Consider the following 16,367-nt stretch of genomic DNA (forward strand, 5'->3'; position numbering starts at 1 on the left):
CAAGCTACGCTCAATCGCGCAATACGCCGGTGCTGTGGTCCATGTTCGGCGCGCCCACGGCAGGCGGTGGCACGGGAGCCGGCCCTGGCGGAGGCGGCGCAGGCACCACGCCCGGATTAGGCGTCAAGACGGCTGGTGCCGCCGTGCTGGCAGCGGCAATAGCGCGAACGGGCGGCAGCTCCAGCGAGACGATGGCCGGGCCGTCGGTGATGTAGCCCAGGCTTACTGCGCGCGGGCTGTCGCCGTTCAGCGCTTGCAGCACCAGGTTGTCGATCACGGTGCTGCCCACGCGGAAAACCTTGGCCGGCTGGTCGTCCACCGCGATCACGGCTGCGCCGCCACCGCTGTCTTTGCCCGCCATCACGCCCAGCAGACGCCAGCGCGTGGGCGCCACGGTTGCCGTAACGGGCGCGTTGTCTTGCACACCAAACAGGCGTGCCATGGCTGCGCCATCGGCTTGCACCTGGTTGCTGCCACCGGCCTGCGGCACAGCAGTCACTTGGCGCGGGGCCGACAATTTGAGCCCCCAGAACACGGCCAATGCCGCAGCGCCGGCCCATAAAAGGCCGGCAGCGAGCCGAGGAGACCAGGGGTTGCGCGTGAGTGTCACCATTCGCAGATTATGATGCACGCAGATGTCACTTCCGAAACTTTGCCCAGAGAGCACCATGTTTTCCAATCGCCTGCTGCCGGCTGTGCGCCGCGCCCAAGCCAGCGTCCAACGCGGCTTTACCCTGATCGAGCTGATGGTGGTTCTGGTCATCATCGGCGTGCTGGCGGCGCTGATCGTGCCCAACGTCATTGGCGCGGCAGATGAGGCGCGCGTGACAGCAGCGCGCACCGACGTCACCAACATCATGGGCGCCTTGAAGCGCTACCGCCTCGACAACCAGCGCTACCCCACCGCCGAGCAAGGCCTGGCCGCGCTGATCAACCGCCCCACCAGCGGCCCGCAGCCCATGAACTGGAAGCCCTATCTGGAAAAGCTGCCCAACGACCCCTGGGGCCACTCCTACCAGTACCTGAACCCCGGCGTGCGCGGCGAAGTGGATGTGATGAGCTTTGGTGCCGACGGCCAATCGGGCGGCGAAGGCAACAACGCCGATATCGGCAGCTGGCAGTGATAGACCGGCAGGCTGCTTTGCGCAGGGACTGCGCGGCGCCTGCGCTTTAGATGACTCCTTTTTTACGCCCAACCTCACCTCGGCAAAGCCTGCACGGTTTTACGCTGGTGGAGTTGCTCGTCGTCATTGCGCTGATGGCGCTGGTGAGCGCAGGCGTGGTGTTCGCCATTGGCGACAACAGCCAAGACCAGTTGCAGCGCGAAGGCCAGCGCCTGGCTGCGCAGCTGGAAGCCGCGCGCGCCCAATCCCGCGCCAGTGGCCAGCCCGCACGCTGGCGCGCCGACGGCAATGGTTTCTTGGTCGAAGGTCTGCAAGGCGGCACCCGCCGCGCCAACTGGCTGCAAGCGCCGGTGGCCTTGCGCACCAGCGGTGATATCGTGCTCGGCCCCGAGCCGTTGATAGGCCCGCAAACCATCATCATCAGCTATCCCGGCCGCAATGCCACTGCCGTGGCCGTGGCGACCGACGGCGTGCGCCCCTTTGCCGTGCAGGCGCCTTGATGCCCATGAGCAAGCAGCCGCCCCTGTCGCCGCGCTGGTTCGCCAGCGGCTTTACCTTGATCGAGGTGCTGGTGGCGCTGGCCATTGTGGCCATTGCATTGCTGGCTGGCGGCAAGGCCATGAACGCCCTCACGCAAACTGCCGGCCGCCAAAGCGATGTGATGCTGGCGCAGTTGTGCGCCGAAAACCAGTTGGCCGCCGCCCGCCTGTCGCAGCAGTTGCCCGGCCTGGGCACCACCAGCGTGCCTTGCGAGCAAGCAGGCCGCCGCTTTGATGTGAGTGTGGGCGTGTTCCCCACGCCCAACCCGGATTTCCGCCGTATCGACGCGCATGTGTTTGACGGCAACACGCCACTGCTGCGCGTGACCACCATCGTTGGGCGGTACTGAGCATGCGCCGCAACGCTTCCCAAGGCTTTACGCTCATTGAGCTGCTGATCGCGGTTGCGATTCTGGCGGTGATGACGGTGGCCAGCTGGCGCGGCATAGACGGCATGGTGCGCGCGCAAGAGCAAGCGCGCAGCTACAGCGAAGAAGTCATGGTGGCCCAGGCCGCGCTGGCGCAGTGGAACACGGATCTGAACGCGATTGAGCTGGTGGCGCAAACCACGCCGATTGAATGGGACGGCCGCGTGCTGCGCATCACCCGCCGCAGCAGCGACATCCAGGAGCAAGGCCTGCGCGTCGTCAGCTGGACGGTGCGCAACGTACAAGGCCGCAACTACTGGGTGCGCTGGCAATCGCCGCCTGCACGCACCCGGCAAGAGTGGCAGCAAGCCTGGCAAACCGCACACCACACCGTCACCAACAGCACGCTCAGCGGCAATGCCGACGCCTCGCAGCCCACGGTGCTGATGCCCGTGCGCAACTGGCAGCTGCTCTACTTCCGCGGCAACAGCTGGAGCAACCCGCTGTCCAGCAGCACCAGCACTACGCCTAACGACGTGAACACTCCCACCTCGGTGGTTGTGCCCGATGGCGTGCGCCTGAGCCTGGAGCTGCCAGCGCCGGGCGCGCTCTCGGGCACCATCACCAGCGACTGGGTCAACCCCATTCTGGGGGGCAATAAATCATGATGCGCGCCAGCCGCCGTTGGCACTGGCCACGTCGTGTTCAGCGCGGCGCTGCCTTGCTGGCCGCCATGCTCACCGTCACGCTGGTGGCCACCATTGCCGCCAGTGCGGTGTGGCAGCAATGGCGCAATCTCGAAGTGGAAGATGCTGAACGTACCCGCGTGCAAGCGGCCTGGCTGCTGCTCAGCGGCCTGGATTTTTCGCGCCAGGTGCTGCGCCAGGACGCCCGCAACGGCGGCGTGGATTCGCTCGCCGAGCCCTGGTCGGTGCCACTGGCCGAAGCGCGCCTGAGCACGTTCTTGCAAGCCACCAACAACCAGAGCAATGTCGATGACTCCAGCATCGACGCCGCTCAGGCTTTTTTGTCGGGTGCAATTGTTGATGCGCAAGCTCGGCTCAATATCCGCAACCTGGCCCGCCCTGACAGCCTCGATCCCACAGCGGTGCGGCAGTTCGAGCGCCTGTTCGAGCGCCTGGGCCTGCCCGGTGCCGAGCTGACCTTGCTGCGCCAGCAAGCACTGGCTTCGATGCGCGGCGACGGCAAAGGCGGCAACAACGCGCCCTTGCAGCCGCGCACCTACAAAGAGCTGGCCTGGTGGGGTCTGTCGCCCGCTACGCTGGCGGCGCTGGAGCCTTATGTCACGCTGCTGCCTACAAAGGAAAGCCGGGTGAACATCAACACGGCTTCTGCCACGGTGATCTGGGCGGCCATTGACGGTATCGACTTCGCCACCGCGCAAGAGATCGTGCAGCGGCGGCAGAACCGGGCTTTCGAGGACCTAGGGCAACTGACCAAGCTGTACCCCGACAACGTGTCCATCAACAACGCCCAAAAATTGCTCAGCATCAACACCAACTACTTTGAAGTCTGGGTGCGCTTGCGCTTCGACAATCTGGTGGTGCAAGAGAAATCGCTGGTCTATCGCCAAGGCTACAAGCACTTTACGGTGCTGCGAGAGCGCGGCGCGGCCATGCCCGCCACGGTGATGGGCGACGCCGCCAGCAGCCCGACCAGCCCATGAAGCCCGCGATATGACCGTCCGATTACCAGCAGCCCAACGCCAGCCCTCTACAATGCAGCGCACAACACGCTCATGAGTACCTTACTGATTTCACTGCCGCTGGCCCAGGGCCTGGACGGGGGAGCCGGCTCGGCGCCCAGCTACAGCTATGCCTTGTCGCCCGACGGCGAAGCCATCAGCCAGCAAGGCAGCACCAGCGTCGACCTGTTGCCGCAACCGGGGCGCACAGGCGAAGTGGTGGCCGTGGTGCCCGCCGCCATGCTGTCCTGGCAACGCGCCAGCCTGCCGCAAGGCGTGGGCCCAAGCTCGCCCCGCTTGCGTGCCGTGCTCGAAGGCCTGCTGGAAGAGCGCCTGCTGGACGACCCGGCCCAGCTGCACTTTGCCTTGCAACCCGATGCCAGCCACGGCGAAGCCCTCTGGGTGGCCTGCTGCCCACGCGCCTGGTTGCAAGAACATCTGCAAGTGCTGGAAGCCGCCGGCCGCGCCGTCAGCCGTGTGGTGCCCAGCCATGCACCGGGCGAGGCCTCGCCCGATGGCGCGCAGCTCCTCATCACCGGCAGCCCGGAATGGCCACAAGCCGTGGTGTACGGTGCCGCCAATCACGAAAGCGCCGTGCTGGTGCTGCCGCTCTCGCGCGACGCCGTGCCGCTGTTGCCCGAGCTGGGGCCCGACACTGTTATCCACGCCGAACCGGCCGTGGTCAGCACCGCCGAACAACTGCTACAGCGCCCCATGCGCCTGTACCCACTGGCCCAGACCATGCTGGACGCTGCCCGCAGCGATTGGGATCTGGCCCAGCTCGAATTCGCCAACAGCGGCCGCAACCGCCTGCAGCGCCGCCTGGGCAGCGGCCTCAACGGCGTGCTGTACGCGCCCGCCTGGAAACCGGCGCGCTGGGGCGTTGCCGCCCTGCTGCTGATTGCTTTGCTGGGCGCCAACATCTGGGCCTGGCAAGAGCGCCAGCAACTGCAGGCCAAGGCCGCGCTGGTGCGCAACACGCTCACTACCACCTTCCCAAAGGTACAAGTGGTGGTAGATGCGCCGGTGCAAATGGCCCGCGAAGTAGCCAACCTGCGCCAGGCCTCGGGCGGGCTCACCCAGAGCGATGCCGAACCACTGCTGGCCGCCAGCGGCCAGGCGCTGGCCAGCCTGGTGCCTGGCAGCGTGCCCAGCCACATCGAATACAGCAACAAAGAGCTGCGCTTGCGCGGTTTGCCCAGCGACGGTTTTGACGCCTTCCGCCAGAAGCTGCAAACCCTGGGCCTGCGCGCCGACATGCAAAACGACCAATGGGTGGTTCGCTCCGAGGGACAGCCATGAAGAAAAACCCGTCGCGCACCAACGCCAACCACAGCTCCAGCAATGCCGCCACCACCGCCTTGCGCCAACGCTGGCAAGCGCTGGACACCCGCGAGCGCCGTGGCATCAGCCTGGCCGCTGCCGTAGTGCTGCTGGCCTTGCTCTGGTGGCTGGCCCTGGCGCCAGTTTTGCAAACCTGGCGCAGCGCGCCGGCTGAACACACACGCCTGGATACCGAACTGGCCCGCATGCAGGCGCTGCAGGCCGAGGCCCGCCAGCTGCAAACCGCTACCACCTTGACGGCGAGCCAATCGCGCCAGCAACTGGAAAGCTCACTCAACCAGCAAGTCGGCCCCAGCGCCAAACTGGCGGTGGTGGGCGACCGCGTCACCATCACGCTCAACAACGCCCCAGCAGTGGCCACACAGCGTTGGCTGGCGCAAGTGCGCGCCAATGCGCACGCCATTCCCACCGAGCTGCGCCTGAACCGCAACAACCCGGCAGCGCCTGCTGCGCCCACCTGGTCGGGCAGCATCGTGCTGCAATTGCCAGCGCAGTAGGCACGCAAGCATGGCCTGGCTCCGCCCCACCCCCCACAACAACAAGGCGCGTGCGCCTTGGCGCTGGGCGCTGGCTGGCGCGTGCATCGGCGGCGCAACAGCCTTGGTGGGCTACGCGCCTGCGTACTGGTTGGCCAATGGCCTGGCCTGGGCCACCCAGGGCCAGCTGCAATTGCGCGAGCCGCGTGGCACGGTGTGGAACGGCTCGGCCCAATGGGTGCTGACCGGCGGCAACGCCAGCCGCGACCAGATGGCGCTGCCCGGCCGCGTCAGCTGGCAAATGCGCCCGGGCCTGACCGCTTTGGCCATGCGCTGGAACGCCGATTGCTGCATGGCGCAGCCGCTGCCCATCCGCATCCAACCGCGCTGGGGCGGCGCCACCATCACCCTGGCCACCCACCAAAGCCAATGGCCGGCCGCTTTGTTGACCGGCCTGGGCACGCCGTGGAACACCATCCAGCCCCAAGGCCAGTTGCTGCTCAAAACCCAGAACCTGTCGCTGGCCTTGAACGCCGGGCGCCTGCAAGTGGGCGGCAGCGCCGATCTGGACGTGATGGCCGTCACCTCGCGCCTGTCCACCCTCCAGCCGCTGGGCAGCTACCGGGTGCGCATCGAAGGTGGCGACATGACATCGCTGCAACTGTCCACGCTCGACGGCGCCCTGCAACTGCAAGGCCAGGGCCAGTGGGTGGGCCAGCGCCTGCGCTTTCAGGGCGAGGCCTGGGCGGCCGAGGGGCGCGAAGCGGCCCTCGCCAATCTATTGACTATGATTGGGCAGCGCAGCGGCAAGCGCGTGCTGCTCTCCGTGGGCTAAACCAATGCAATCCGCCATGCTTCGCTTTGCGCCACCCAGAGAGGGAAGACCGCCCCGCAGCCAGACGCTGCAGGGGCTGTTTCGCGGTTGGTGTGCGCCAGTTTTTGCGCTGCGACATGAATGACTGAATCTATGAAAAATCTCAAACAGCACAGCTTTCGATTTGCGCTGCACACCTTGGCAGCCAGCATCCTGTTGATGGGAAACGGCAGCAGTCTTCAGGCCCAGACCCAGATCAACGCCGCCACGGCCAGCGTGCGCCCGGGCGAGCCCGTCACACTGAACTTTGCCAACGCCGACATTGAATCCATCGCGCGCACCATGGCCACTATCACCGGCAAAAGCGTGGTGGTAGACCCGCGGGTCAAAGGCACGATGAACCTGGTCACCGACCGAGCCGTCTCGCCGGCAGCTGCGTTTGAACAGTTTCTGGCCGCGCTGCGCCTGCAAGGCTATACCGTGGTGGAAGCCGCCGGTCTGTACAAAGTGGTGCCCGAGGCCGATGCCAAGCTGCAAAGCGGCACCGTGCGCATCACCCAGGGTGGCGCTGGTGGCCAAACGCCCGGCGGCGGCCAGATCGTGACGCAGATCTTCAAGCTCAACTACGAAAGCGCCAACAACCTGGTGCCCGTGCTGCGCCCGCTGATCAGCCCCAACAACACCATCAACGTCAACCCCGGCAGCAACGCGCTCATCATCACCGACTACGCGGACAACCTGCAGCGGCTCTCGCGCATCATCGCGTCGATGGATGTGTCTACCGCCAGCGACGTGGAAATCGTGCCGCTGCGCCACGCCATTGCCAGCGAAATCGTGCCCATGCTGCAGCGCCTGGTGGAAGGCGGCGTCACCCTGGGCAGCACCGGCAGCGCCGGCCAGCCGCAGGCGCAGACGGACAGCTCGTACCGCACCACCATCTTGGCCGACAGCCGCACCAACAGCGTGTTGTTGCGCGCCTCGAACCCGGCGCGCCTGGAGCAGGCCAAGGCCTTTATCCGCCGCCTTGATACCCCGAGCCGTGGCGACGAATCGGGCACCGGCAACATCCACGTGGTCTACCTGCGCAATGCCGATGCCACGGCTTTGGCCACCACCTTGCGCGCCGCGCTGTCGGCCGGGCAAGATGCGGGCGGCGGCGTCAGCCCCGCCACCAACCTCTCAAGCAGCGGCGGGCTCAGCAACAACAACCGCGGCACCACCATCGGTGGCAGCACCAGCGGCAGCCTGGGCACCAGCTCCAGCAGCAACGGCTCGCTGGGCTCGGGCGCGCGCCTGAACACCGGCAGCGGCCTCAGCAGCTCGCCTGAGACCGGCAGCGCCACCGGCGGCATCATCCAGGCCGACGTGCCCACCAACTCGCTCATCATCACCGCGCCCGAGCCGCTGTACCGCCAGATCCGCGCCGTCATCGACCAGCTCGACAGCCGCCGCGCCCAGGTGCTGGTCGAAGGCCTGATCGTCGAAGTCAGCGCCGAGAAGGCCGCCCAGTTTGGCGTGCAGTGGCAAAGCCTGCTGGGCCAGAACGGCAGCGTGGTTGGCGTCATCGGCAACAACTTCACCGTTGGCGGCACCAACCTGTTCAACATGGCGGCCGGCATCGCCGCTGGCAACTACAGCTCCAGCACCTTGCCCAGCCCGGGCATGAACCTGGGCCTGGCCTTCAAACACAATGGTGACTATGTGCTGGGAGCGCTGGCCAACCTGCTGCACGCCAATGCCGACGGCAACATTCTGGCCACCCCCAACCTGCTGACCCTGGACAACCAGGAAGCGCAGATTCTGGTGGGCGAAAACCGCCCCTTCGTCACCGGCTCCTACGCCACCAGCAGCAACACCAGCACGGCCAACCCCTTCACCACGGTGGAGCGCAAAGACGTGGGCCTGACGCTGCGCGTGCGCCCGCAGATCAATGCCAACGGCACGGTCAAGCTCACCATCTACCAGGAAACCTCGAACATCATCCAGGACACCGCCAAGGACAACAACGGCCCCTCCACCACCAAGCGCGCCATCGAATCGACGGTGCTGGTGGACGACGGCGCCATCATCGTCATTGGCGGTCTGCTGCAAGACCAGTACTCCGGCTCGGTGCAGAAAATCCCCTATCTGGGCGATCTGCCCGGCATCGGCGCGCTCTTCCGCAGCGACAGCCGCACGCGTAAAAAGACCAACCTGATGGTGTTTCTGCGCCCAGTCGTCATGCGCGACGCCGACACCACGCGCCAGGTCAGCCTGGACCGCTACGACCTGATCCGCGGCATCCAGATGACCAACCAGCCCGAGCAAAGCACCATGGTGCCGATCAACGAGTCGGCGATCCTCACGCCCGCGCAGCAGCAAACCTCGGGCGTGCCCCTGGGCTACTCGGAGCTGCCCGTGGTCGAATCCATGCCGCTGACCGTCACGCCGCGTGGCATGCGCTTCGAGCCCTGACACCATGCGCCACCCGCTCCCTTACGCATTCGCCCGCAGCAGCCAGCTGCTGCTGGAAGAAGACGCCGGCCAGCACCTGCTGTGGCACGGCCTGCAACCCAACAGCGCCGCGCTGTCCGAAGTGCTGCGCAAATACCCGGTGCAGCACCTGGCGCAACTTCCCGATGCCGAACTGGCCCAGCGCATCAGCGCCGCCTACTCGCACAACGAGTCGAACGCCGCCACCGTGATCAGCGAGGTAGAAGAAGGCACCGACCTCTCGCGCATGATGCAAGAGCTGCCGGCAGTGGAAGACCTGCTGGAATCGGCCGGCGATGCGCCCATCATCCGCATGCTCAACGCCTTGCTCACGCAGGCCGCACGCGACGGTGCTTCAGACATCCACATCGAGCCGTACGAGCGCCACTCCAGCGTGCGTTTCCGTATTGACGGCACGCTGCGCGAAGTGGTGCAACCGCACCGCGCCCTGCACGCCGCCCTGATCTCGCGCCTGAAGATCATGGCCGACCTCGACATCTCGGAAAAGCGCCTGCCGCAAGACGGCCGCATCAGCCTGCGCCTGGGCACCCGCGCCATCGACGTGCGTGTCTCCACCTTGCCTAGCGCCCACGGCGAGCGCGCCGTGCTGCGCCTGCTCGACAAGAGCGAATCCAAGCTCAGCCTGGCCTCGGTCGGCATGCAAGGCGAAACCCTGCGCCGCTTCGAAAACCTGATTGCGCAGCCACATGGCATCGTGCTGGTCACCGGCCCCACCGGCTCGGGCAAAACCACCACCTTGTACGCGGCGCTGAGCCAGCTCGACGCCAGCCAGGGCAACATCATGACGGTGGAGGACCCGATCGAGTACGAGCTGCCCGGCATCGGCCAAACCCAGGTCAACCCCAAGATCGACCTGAGCTTCGCCAAGGCCTTGCGCGCCATCCTGCGCCAAGACCCGGACATCATCATGATCGGCGAAATCCGCGATTTCGAAACCGCGCAAATCGCCATCCAGGCCTCGCTCACCGGCCACCTGGTGCTCGCCACCCTGCACACCAACGACGCCACCAGCGCCATCACCCGCCTCACCGACATGGGCGTAGAGCCCTTCCTGCTGTCATCGTCGCTGCTCGGCGTGCTAGCCCAGCGCCTGGTACGCCGCCTCGACGACAGCGAACCCAGCGGCTACCGCGGCCGCACCGGCATCTTCGAGCTGCTGGTGGTGGACGAATCCATCCGCGCCCAAATCCACGCCCAAGCGCCAGAAGCGGAGATCCGCAACACCGCGCTGGCAGCCGGCATGCATTTGATGCGCGAGGACGGCGAGCGACTGGTCCGCGAAGGTGTGACCAGCGCGGAAGAGGTGATGCGGGTTACACGCGATTGAGGGAAGCGGTGGCGTGCCGCTTCGGGCACGTTGTCGCGTGCTGCGCTTGATGCTTCGGGTGCGTAGTGGCGAGCTTTTGCGCCCTTTGCTCGGGACTTCTGCGCTTTGCGCAGATGCCGGGATTTCGCCCCGGCGGGCGACCTTCTTTCTTGCTGCACGTCCGGTGTGCCGGCCCAGAAGAAAGAAGGCAAAGAAACGTGCCCTACATCCAGCGTCCCCGAAAGCTTCGCAAAGCGAATCTTTCGCGGCAACCTGCGCTCGAAGGGGTGGAGGAACAGCCAACAGCCTGCTAGAGCTGCGCGGTTTTACCCCTTCTCCCGCAGGAGGGAGCTGAAACTACCAGCCATCGTTAACGACACCCGTTCATCCAAGAAGCTATCCCGCCCCCACCCCTTTTGCATGCGCCGAGGAGCACAGGGCGTGGGCTGGCAGTTGCACCGCAGAGTGCAACTGCTTCGTGCTCTGACTCACCGTGTCTGTTTGAACGGAGAGCCTTTGGCTCGCAGTGAGTTTCACGGTGCAGGCCACGCCCGAGCACTCGCAGGTTGCCCTCTTGAATTTCGCCAAAGCGAAATTCAAAGGGACGCAGGCAGCAGGGGCCGCCTTGCTTTGGTTACTTTCATTGGCGGCGCAATGAAAGTGACTGCGCCGCCGGGCGCACATCCCGGCATCTGCGCGAAGCGCAGACGTCTTCGCAGAGAAAACGGGCGCGCACCACTACACATCCACCACCACCCCGGCCAGCAGCTGCATGCAATGCCCACGAAAGACAGTTAGAAAACTGCCTACCAAATCTGCGCAAAGCGCAGACCTCTCCGCAGTGGCCACGAATGCTCACCACGCACTCACCCCTGCCGCCAGGCAGGCCAAAACCCCAATTCCCGTATTTCCCCCACAAAGCGCCCACCGCCGCTTTGCGACAATCCCGCCCATGATTGAATCGCTCACCCAATTTGCCGCGCCCTACGGCGGCTCGCTTTTTCTGCTCTTTACTGCGCTGGCCGTGGTGTCGCTGGGCGTGTTGTGGCAGCTCAAAGAACGGCTGCAACCTACCCAGTTGCGCCGTGTCATGCGCGTGGTTGCATTAGCGGCGCTGGCGGGCTCGTGGGTGGCCATGCAGAAAGGCGAGCAGTACCTGGCGACAGCGTTGATGGTGCTGCTGTGGGGCATTCTGATGGCGATTGTCTGCGCGCGCGAGATTGCTCGCCGCCGCTGACTGCATCAGGCTTTTTTTGAGGATGCTTGGCGCGGCGCAGCAGCAGTCTTACGCGCCGCAACCCGCCTGGCAGGTGCTGCAACTGCGGCAGGCGCGGGCAACAACACGCCGGCCAGCAACTGGTCGATGCACTGGTCAATCACCTCGTCGGCGGTGTACTCGCCTCCTTCCTGGTACCAGCGGCCCAGCCAGCTGAGCGCGCCGGCAATCACAAAGGCGGCCATCTTCGGGTCGCAGGGGCGCAGCAGGCCTTGCTCCATGCCCAGCGCCACGAGTTTGCGAAACTCTTGGTCGATGGCCGATTTCATGCGCCGCAGTTCCTTGCGGCTCTCAGCGGGCACTTGCTCGTCGCCCACGCGAATCAGGCAGGTGCCAAACGGCTGGATCACGATGCTGGCGTACACCCGCATGCAGGCCTGCAACTGGTCCAGCGCATTGCCGCCCGCCTGGCGCGATGCCTCAATGCCGTCCAGCGTCATGTGCAGGCCCTGGCGCACGCATTCCAGCAAGATCTCGTCCTTGTTTTTGACGTAGTAGTACAGCGTCGGCTTGCTCACGTTCAGGCGCGCCGCAATATCGTCAAGCGAGGTCGCCTGAAAGCCGCGCTCATTGAACAGCTGCGCCGCCGTGGTCAGCACCGCCTGGCGCTTGGCTTCGCGCTGTTCTTCGCGGCTGGCAGCTGCCGGCCAGGGCGATTCGCGGGCGGGCGCAGGCGCGGCAACGGCTTTGCGCCGCACGGGCGCTTTGCGCGCTTGTTTGTCAGTTGTAGCCCCGGTTGCTGCCATCGCCATCTCCTCGTCGGCAGGGGAAAGTACCGATGCCGTATCCATCCATCATCTTCAAAATCTACTCACGAGTAAAGAGTCTACGCAAAAGTAGATCACCCCGCGTTCCGAGCATACCCGTAGAGGAAACCGATGGAGACAACGCACCCGGGCGGCGCCAGCGCGCCGCCTCCTTTGTTGCAGGTGGATGGCGTCACGCTCGCCTTTGGCGGCGTCAAGGCGCTGTCCGGCGTGGGCTTTGGCGTGCAGCCGGGCTCGATCACGGCCGTCATCGGCCCCAATGGCGCGGGCAAAACCTCGCTGTTCAACACCATCTCGGGTTTTTACCGCCCCACCAGCGGCAGCATCCGCTTCCAGGGGCAGGACATCACGCGCATTCCCGCACCGCAGCGCGCCAAGCTGGGCCTGGGCCGCAGCTTTCAGAACATTGCGCTGTTTCGCGGCATGACGGTGCTCGACAACATCAAGCTCGGCCGCCACGCGCACCTCAAAACCAATGTGTTCGATGCACTGTTCTACCTAGGCCGCGCCCGCAAGGAAGAAGCCGAGCTGCGCCGCGACATTGAAGAGCGCATCATCGATTTTCTCGAGATCGACCACATCCGCCACGCGCCCGTAGCCGCGCTCTCTTACGGGCTGCAAAAGCGCGTGGAAATGGCGCGAGCTCTGGCCATGCAGCCGCAGATTCTGATGCTCGACGAACCCGTCGCCGGCATGAACCGCGAAGAGACCGAAGACATGGCGCGCTTCATCCTCGACGTGCGCGCCGAATGGGGCGTGACGGTGCTGATGGTCGAGCACGACATGGGCATGGTCATGGATTTGAGCGACCACGTGGTGGTGCTCAACTTCGGCCAGGTCATCGCCCAGGGCACGCCTGCCGTGGTGCAGGCCGATCCGGAAGTGGGCCGCGCCTACCTCGGCTCGGGAGATGTAGGCGAGCTGCGCCGCAAACTGCAAGCTGCTGCGCAAACCAGCCAGGCGCCCGCCAGCGCAGGAGCCGCATGATGGATTGGGCCTATCTGTTTGAAATCAGCCTCACGGGCCTGGCCAGCGGCGGCTTGTACGCGCTGGCCGCGCTGGCCTTTGTCATGGTCTACAAAGCCACGCGGGTGGTGAACATTGCCATTGGCGAAATGCTCATGGCCGGCGGCTACCTGTTCTTCACCTTTGCCGCCATGTGGGCCATGCCTTTGTGGCTGGCCATTCCGGCGGCGGTGCTGGCCTGCGGTCTGCTGGGCGCGGTGATCGAGCGCACCATGATCCGCCCGCTGCTGGGCGAGCCACCGATCTCGGTGTTCATGGTCACGGTCGGCCTGTCGTCGGTGCTGATCGGCCTGGTCGAGATGATCTGGACGGCCGACCAGCGCCGCCTGCCCGAGTTCATGCCCACCGAGCCCATCATGATCGGCGAGGCTTTCCTAGCGCCCAAGGTTTTCTGGGGCGCAGTGATTGCAGCCGTGTTCATTGCAGCCGTGCTGCTGATCTTCCGTTTCTGGCGCGGCGGCGTGGCCCTGCGCGCCACCGCCAGCGACCAGGCCGCCGCCTACTCGGTCGGCATCAATGTGCCGCGCGTCTTCTCGCTGGCCTGGGTGGTATCTGCCATGCTGGCGGCCATCTCCGGCATCATCGTCGGCTCCATCGGCGGCATCTCGTCGAGCATGGGCGTGTTCGGCCTGTCGGTGCTGGTGGTGGTGATTGTGGGCGGGCTCGACAGCGTGCTCGGCGCACTGATCGGCGGCCTGATCATCGGCCTGGTCGAAGCCCTGGCCGGTGCCTACCTGGGCGGCGAGTACAAGCTGCTGGCCACCTTTGTCGTGCTGGTCGTGATCCTGATGATCCGGCCCTATGGCCTGTTTGGCACGCACGAGATCGAACGTCTGTAAGGGCTGAACACCATGCGTATTGGAACCCTCAAGGAAAGCTATGTGGCGGACGCGGCGCTGTTCGATTCGCGCACACAAAAAATCTGGCTGGGCATTGCGGCCGCGCTGCTGGTGCTCTTCCCGTTTATGGCCAGCGATTACTGGCTCTACCTGGCCTGCCTGGTCGCCATCAATGTGGCCAGTGCCACCGGCCTCAACATCCTCACCGGCTACACCGGCCTGGTCAGCATGGGCCAAGCGGCTTTCATGGGCCTGGGCGCATACACCGTAGCCATCATGCAAACCCGCTGGGGCACACCGTTTGCGCTGAACCTGGTGGTGGGCGGCGTGGTGGCCATGGTGGGCGGCATCATCGTCGGCATTCCATCGCTGCGCGTCAAAGGCCTGTATTTGGCGATTGCCACGATTGCCGCTTCCTTCATCGCGCACTTTCTGTTTGCCAACCTCAAACTCACGGGCGGCACGGCCGGCATCTCCATGCAGCCAGCGCGTTTCTTTGGGCTGGATCTGGACACCTCGTTCCGCCTGTACTGGCTGATCGTGCCCGTCATGCTGCTGATGCTGCTGGGCGCGGCCAACCTGTTCCGCACCCGCATCGGCCGGGCCTTCATCGCCATCCGCGACCGCGATATTTCTGCCGAAGTGCTGGGCATTCCGCTCTTGCGCTACAAGCTGCTGTCGTTCGGCCTGTCGTCGTTTTATGCCGGCGTGGCGGGAGGCCTGTGGGCCTACTTCTTCCGTGTTGTCACGCCCGAGAGCTTTCCGCTCACCATGTCGATCTTCTTTCTGGCGGCCATCATCGTCGGCGGCATGGGCTCCATCCTCGGCGGCATTCTGGGCGCGGTGTTCATGACCATGGTGCCCGAGCTGCTCAAGCTGGTGGTCGATCTGCTGCCCGGCGGCGCCGAGCTCACCGTCTTTCTCTCGCCCGTGCGCCTGATCATCTTCGGCGGGCTGATCATCGCTTTTCTGGTGTTCGAGCCGCTGGGGCTCGCAGAAATGTGGCGCCGCGTGCGCCGGTTCTTCCACCTGTGGCCCTTCCGCAACTGAGTTTCTTCGGCCACCTTTTCCCACTGCAACAAGACCCAAGGAGACAAGCATGAAAGCTCAAAACATTTCGCCCCAACGCCGCAAGCTCATGCTGGGCGCGGCCGCCGCTGGCGCCGCTGCGCTGACGCAACCGTTCAGCGTGCTGGCGCAAAGCAATGAAGAAATCGTCATCGGCGGCTCCATCCCGATGACCGGCGTGTTCGCCTTTGCCGGCGTGGGCATCAACGCCGGCATGCAGGATTACGTCAAGATCATCAACGACGCGGGCGGCATCAAAGGCCGCAAGGTCAAGTATGTGCCCGAGGACACGGGCTACAAGGTTGACGTCTCGGTGGCCACCTTCAAAAAGCTCACCAGCCAGAACAAGATCAACCTCTACTACGGCGACAGCACCGGCTTTGCCAAAACCATCAACCCCGAGCTCGATCGCAACGGCCAGATCCTGATGGCCGGCGCCTCCTTCGCCTCCGAGCTGAACGACCCGAAGAAATTCCCCAACCAGTTTCTGGTGGGCCCGGATTACACCGAGATGTTCGGCATTCTGCTCAAGCACATTGCCAAAGAAAAGCCCGGTGCCAAGGTGGCCTTCGTCTACTCCGATTCCGAGTTCGGCCGCGATCCCATCGAGAAAAGCGAGGCCGCTGCCAAGCAGCTGGGCCTGTCGGTGCCCATCAAGATCATGACGCCAGCTGGCAGCGTGGATGTGTCGACCGAAGTCATCAAGCTGCGCCGCGCTGCGCCCGACTACACCATCTTCCACGGCTACATCCTCGCGCCCATCCCCGAGTTCATCAACCAGGGCAAGCAGCAAGGCATGAAGAGCAAATGGATGGGCACGTTCTGGACCATGGACAGCTCCACCGTCATGAAGATGGGCGAGGCTGCCGACGGCTTCATGGGCGTGATGCCGTTCCGCTACTACTACGACACCGAGAAAGCGCCCATGCTGGAGAAAATCCGCAGCATGCGCAGCGACTACCAGAGCACCGCCTACATCCAGGGCTTTCTGGCCGCCATGCTCTTTTTGGAATCGGCCAAGCGCTGCCTCGATGCCGGCAAGCCCTTGAGCGGACCCAACCTGAAAGCTGCGCTCAACAGCCTCAAGGACTTCGACACCGGCGGCCTGATCGGCGTGCCCATCACCATCAGCGGCAACTCCATCCCGGTGGGCCGCGTCTACCAGGCCGACATGAAGACGCAGAAGATGGTGGCCGCCTCTGACTGGATAAAACTGTGATCA

General features: G+C 64.9%; 17 protein-coding genes. 15 read left to right on the top strand and 2 right to left on the bottom strand.

Going from position 1 to position 16,367, the window contains the following annotated elements; genetic code table 11:
* Positions 1–10: 10 nt before the first annotated feature.
* Positions 11–613, bottom strand: coding sequence for a type II secretion system protein N (locus tag ACFIQF_RS03640; protein WP_393940131.1), 603 nt, complete (start codon positions 611–613; stop codon positions 11–13).
* Positions 614–668: 55 nt separating this feature from the next.
* Here ACFIQF_RS03640 and gspG point away from each other — a divergent pair, with 55 nt between their 5' ends.
* The 11 genes from gspG to ACFIQF_RS03695 all read left to right on the top strand — a co-directional run bounded on the left by gspG (position 669) and on the right by ACFIQF_RS03695 (position 11,406).
* Positions 669–1,124 (top strand): type II secretion system major pseudopilin GspG, encoded by a 456-nt coding sequence (gspG, locus tag ACFIQF_RS03645; RefSeq protein ID WP_393940134.1) that lies wholly within the window; start codon positions 669–671, stop codon positions 1,122–1,124.
* Positions 1,125–1,174: 50 nt separating this feature from the next.
* The gene (locus ACFIQF_RS03650) at positions 1,175–1,624 is read left to right on the top strand and encodes a prepilin-type N-terminal cleavage/methylation domain-containing protein (protein ID WP_393940137.1); all 450 of its coding nucleotides are present in this window, start codon (positions 1,175–1,177) and stop codon (positions 1,622–1,624) included.
* A 5-nt stretch (positions 1,625–1,629) separates the two neighbouring features.
* Entirely contained in the window at positions 1,630–2,013 is a 384-nt protein-coding gene (gene gspI / locus ACFIQF_RS03655) for a type II secretion system minor pseudopilin GspI (protein ID WP_393940140.1), read from the top strand.
* Positions 2,014–2,015: 2 nt separating this feature from the next.
* Positions 2,016–2,699, top strand: a complete 684-nt coding sequence (locus ACFIQF_RS03660) for a prepilin-type N-terminal cleavage/methylation domain-containing protein (RefSeq protein WP_393940142.1) — start codon at positions 2,016–2,018, stop codon at positions 2,697–2,699.
* Complete coding sequence (gene gspK / locus ACFIQF_RS03665) at positions 2,696–3,718, top strand: type II secretion system minor pseudopilin GspK (RefSeq protein WP_393940145.1); 1,023 nt, start codon at positions 2,696–2,698, stop codon at positions 3,716–3,718. The genes ACFIQF_RS03660 and gspK overlap by 4 nt, the downstream gene beginning before the upstream one ends.
* Positions 3,719–3,790: 72 nt before the next feature.
* Positions 3,791–5,038 carry a type II secretion system protein GspL gene (gene gspL, locus ACFIQF_RS03670; protein ID WP_393940148.1) on the top strand — a complete coding sequence of 416 codons (1,248 nt, stop codon included), beginning with the start codon at positions 3,791–3,793 and terminating at the stop codon, positions 5,036–5,038.
* Positions 5,035–5,577, top strand: coding sequence for a type II secretion system protein M (locus tag ACFIQF_RS03675; RefSeq protein WP_393940151.1), 543 nt, complete (start codon positions 5,035–5,037; stop codon positions 5,575–5,577). Before gspL ends, ACFIQF_RS03675 begins: the two co-directional genes overlap by 4 nt.
* 10 nt (positions 5,578–5,587) lie before the next feature.
* Positions 5,588–6,391: a type II secretion system protein N gene (gene gspN, locus ACFIQF_RS03680; RefSeq protein ID WP_393940154.1), complete on the top strand. Its 804-nt coding sequence runs from the start codon at positions 5,588–5,590 to the stop codon at positions 6,389–6,391.
* A gap of 132 nt (positions 6,392–6,523) precedes the next feature.
* Positions 6,524–8,824: a type II secretion system secretin GspD gene (gene gspD / locus ACFIQF_RS03685; protein WP_393940157.1), complete on the top strand. Its 2,301-nt coding sequence runs from the start codon at positions 6,524–6,526 to the stop codon at positions 8,822–8,824.
* Between the two features lie 4 nt (positions 8,825–8,828).
* Positions 8,829–10,190: a GspE/PulE family protein gene (locus tag ACFIQF_RS03690; protein WP_393940160.1), complete on the top strand. Its 1,362-nt coding sequence runs from the start codon at positions 8,829–8,831 to the stop codon at positions 10,188–10,190.
* 931 nt (positions 10,191–11,121) lie between these two features.
* Positions 11,122–11,406: a hypothetical protein gene (locus tag ACFIQF_RS03695; protein WP_393940163.1), complete on the top strand. Its 285-nt coding sequence runs from the start codon at positions 11,122–11,124 to the stop codon at positions 11,404–11,406.
* 5 nt (positions 11,407–11,411) lie between these two features.
* On the opposite strand, the gene ACFIQF_RS03700 is transcribed toward ACFIQF_RS03695, so the two are convergent.
* Positions 11,412–12,197, bottom strand: a complete 786-nt coding sequence (locus tag ACFIQF_RS03700) for a TetR/AcrR family transcriptional regulator (RefSeq protein ID WP_393940679.1) — start codon at positions 12,195–12,197, stop codon at positions 11,412–11,414.
* 126 nt (positions 12,198–12,323) lie between these two features.
* Between ACFIQF_RS03700 and ACFIQF_RS03705 the strand changes: the two genes are divergently transcribed.
* The 4 genes from ACFIQF_RS03705 to ACFIQF_RS03720 are packed head-to-tail and all read left to right on the top strand — an operon-like array spanning position 12,324 to position 16,364.
* The gene (locus ACFIQF_RS03705) at positions 12,324–13,199 is read left to right on the top strand and encodes an ABC transporter ATP-binding protein (RefSeq protein WP_393940166.1); all 876 of its coding nucleotides are present in this window, start codon (positions 12,324–12,326) and stop codon (positions 13,197–13,199) included.
* Positions 13,196–14,077 carry a branched-chain amino acid ABC transporter permease gene (locus ACFIQF_RS03710; protein ID WP_393940169.1) on the top strand — a complete coding sequence of 294 codons (882 nt, stop codon included), beginning with the start codon at positions 13,196–13,198 and terminating at the stop codon, positions 14,075–14,077. Before ACFIQF_RS03705 ends, ACFIQF_RS03710 begins: the two co-directional genes overlap by 4 nt.
* Positions 14,078–14,089: 12 nt before the next feature.
* Positions 14,090–15,127 (top strand): branched-chain amino acid ABC transporter permease, encoded by a 1,038-nt coding sequence (locus ACFIQF_RS03715; RefSeq protein WP_393940171.1) that lies wholly within the window; start codon positions 14,090–14,092, stop codon positions 15,125–15,127.
* Between the two features lie 49 nt (positions 15,128–15,176).
* Positions 15,177–16,364, top strand: coding sequence for an ABC transporter substrate-binding protein (locus ACFIQF_RS03720; protein ID WP_393940174.1), 1,188 nt, complete (start codon positions 15,177–15,179; stop codon positions 16,362–16,364).
* Positions 16,365–16,367 lie beyond the last annotated feature (3 nt).

This window comes from Comamonas trifloxystrobinivorans, from assembly GCF_043359985.1.
Taxonomy (GTDB): Bacteria; Pseudomonadota; Gammaproteobacteria; order Burkholderiales; family Burkholderiaceae_C; genus Comamonas; species Comamonas trifloxystrobinivorans.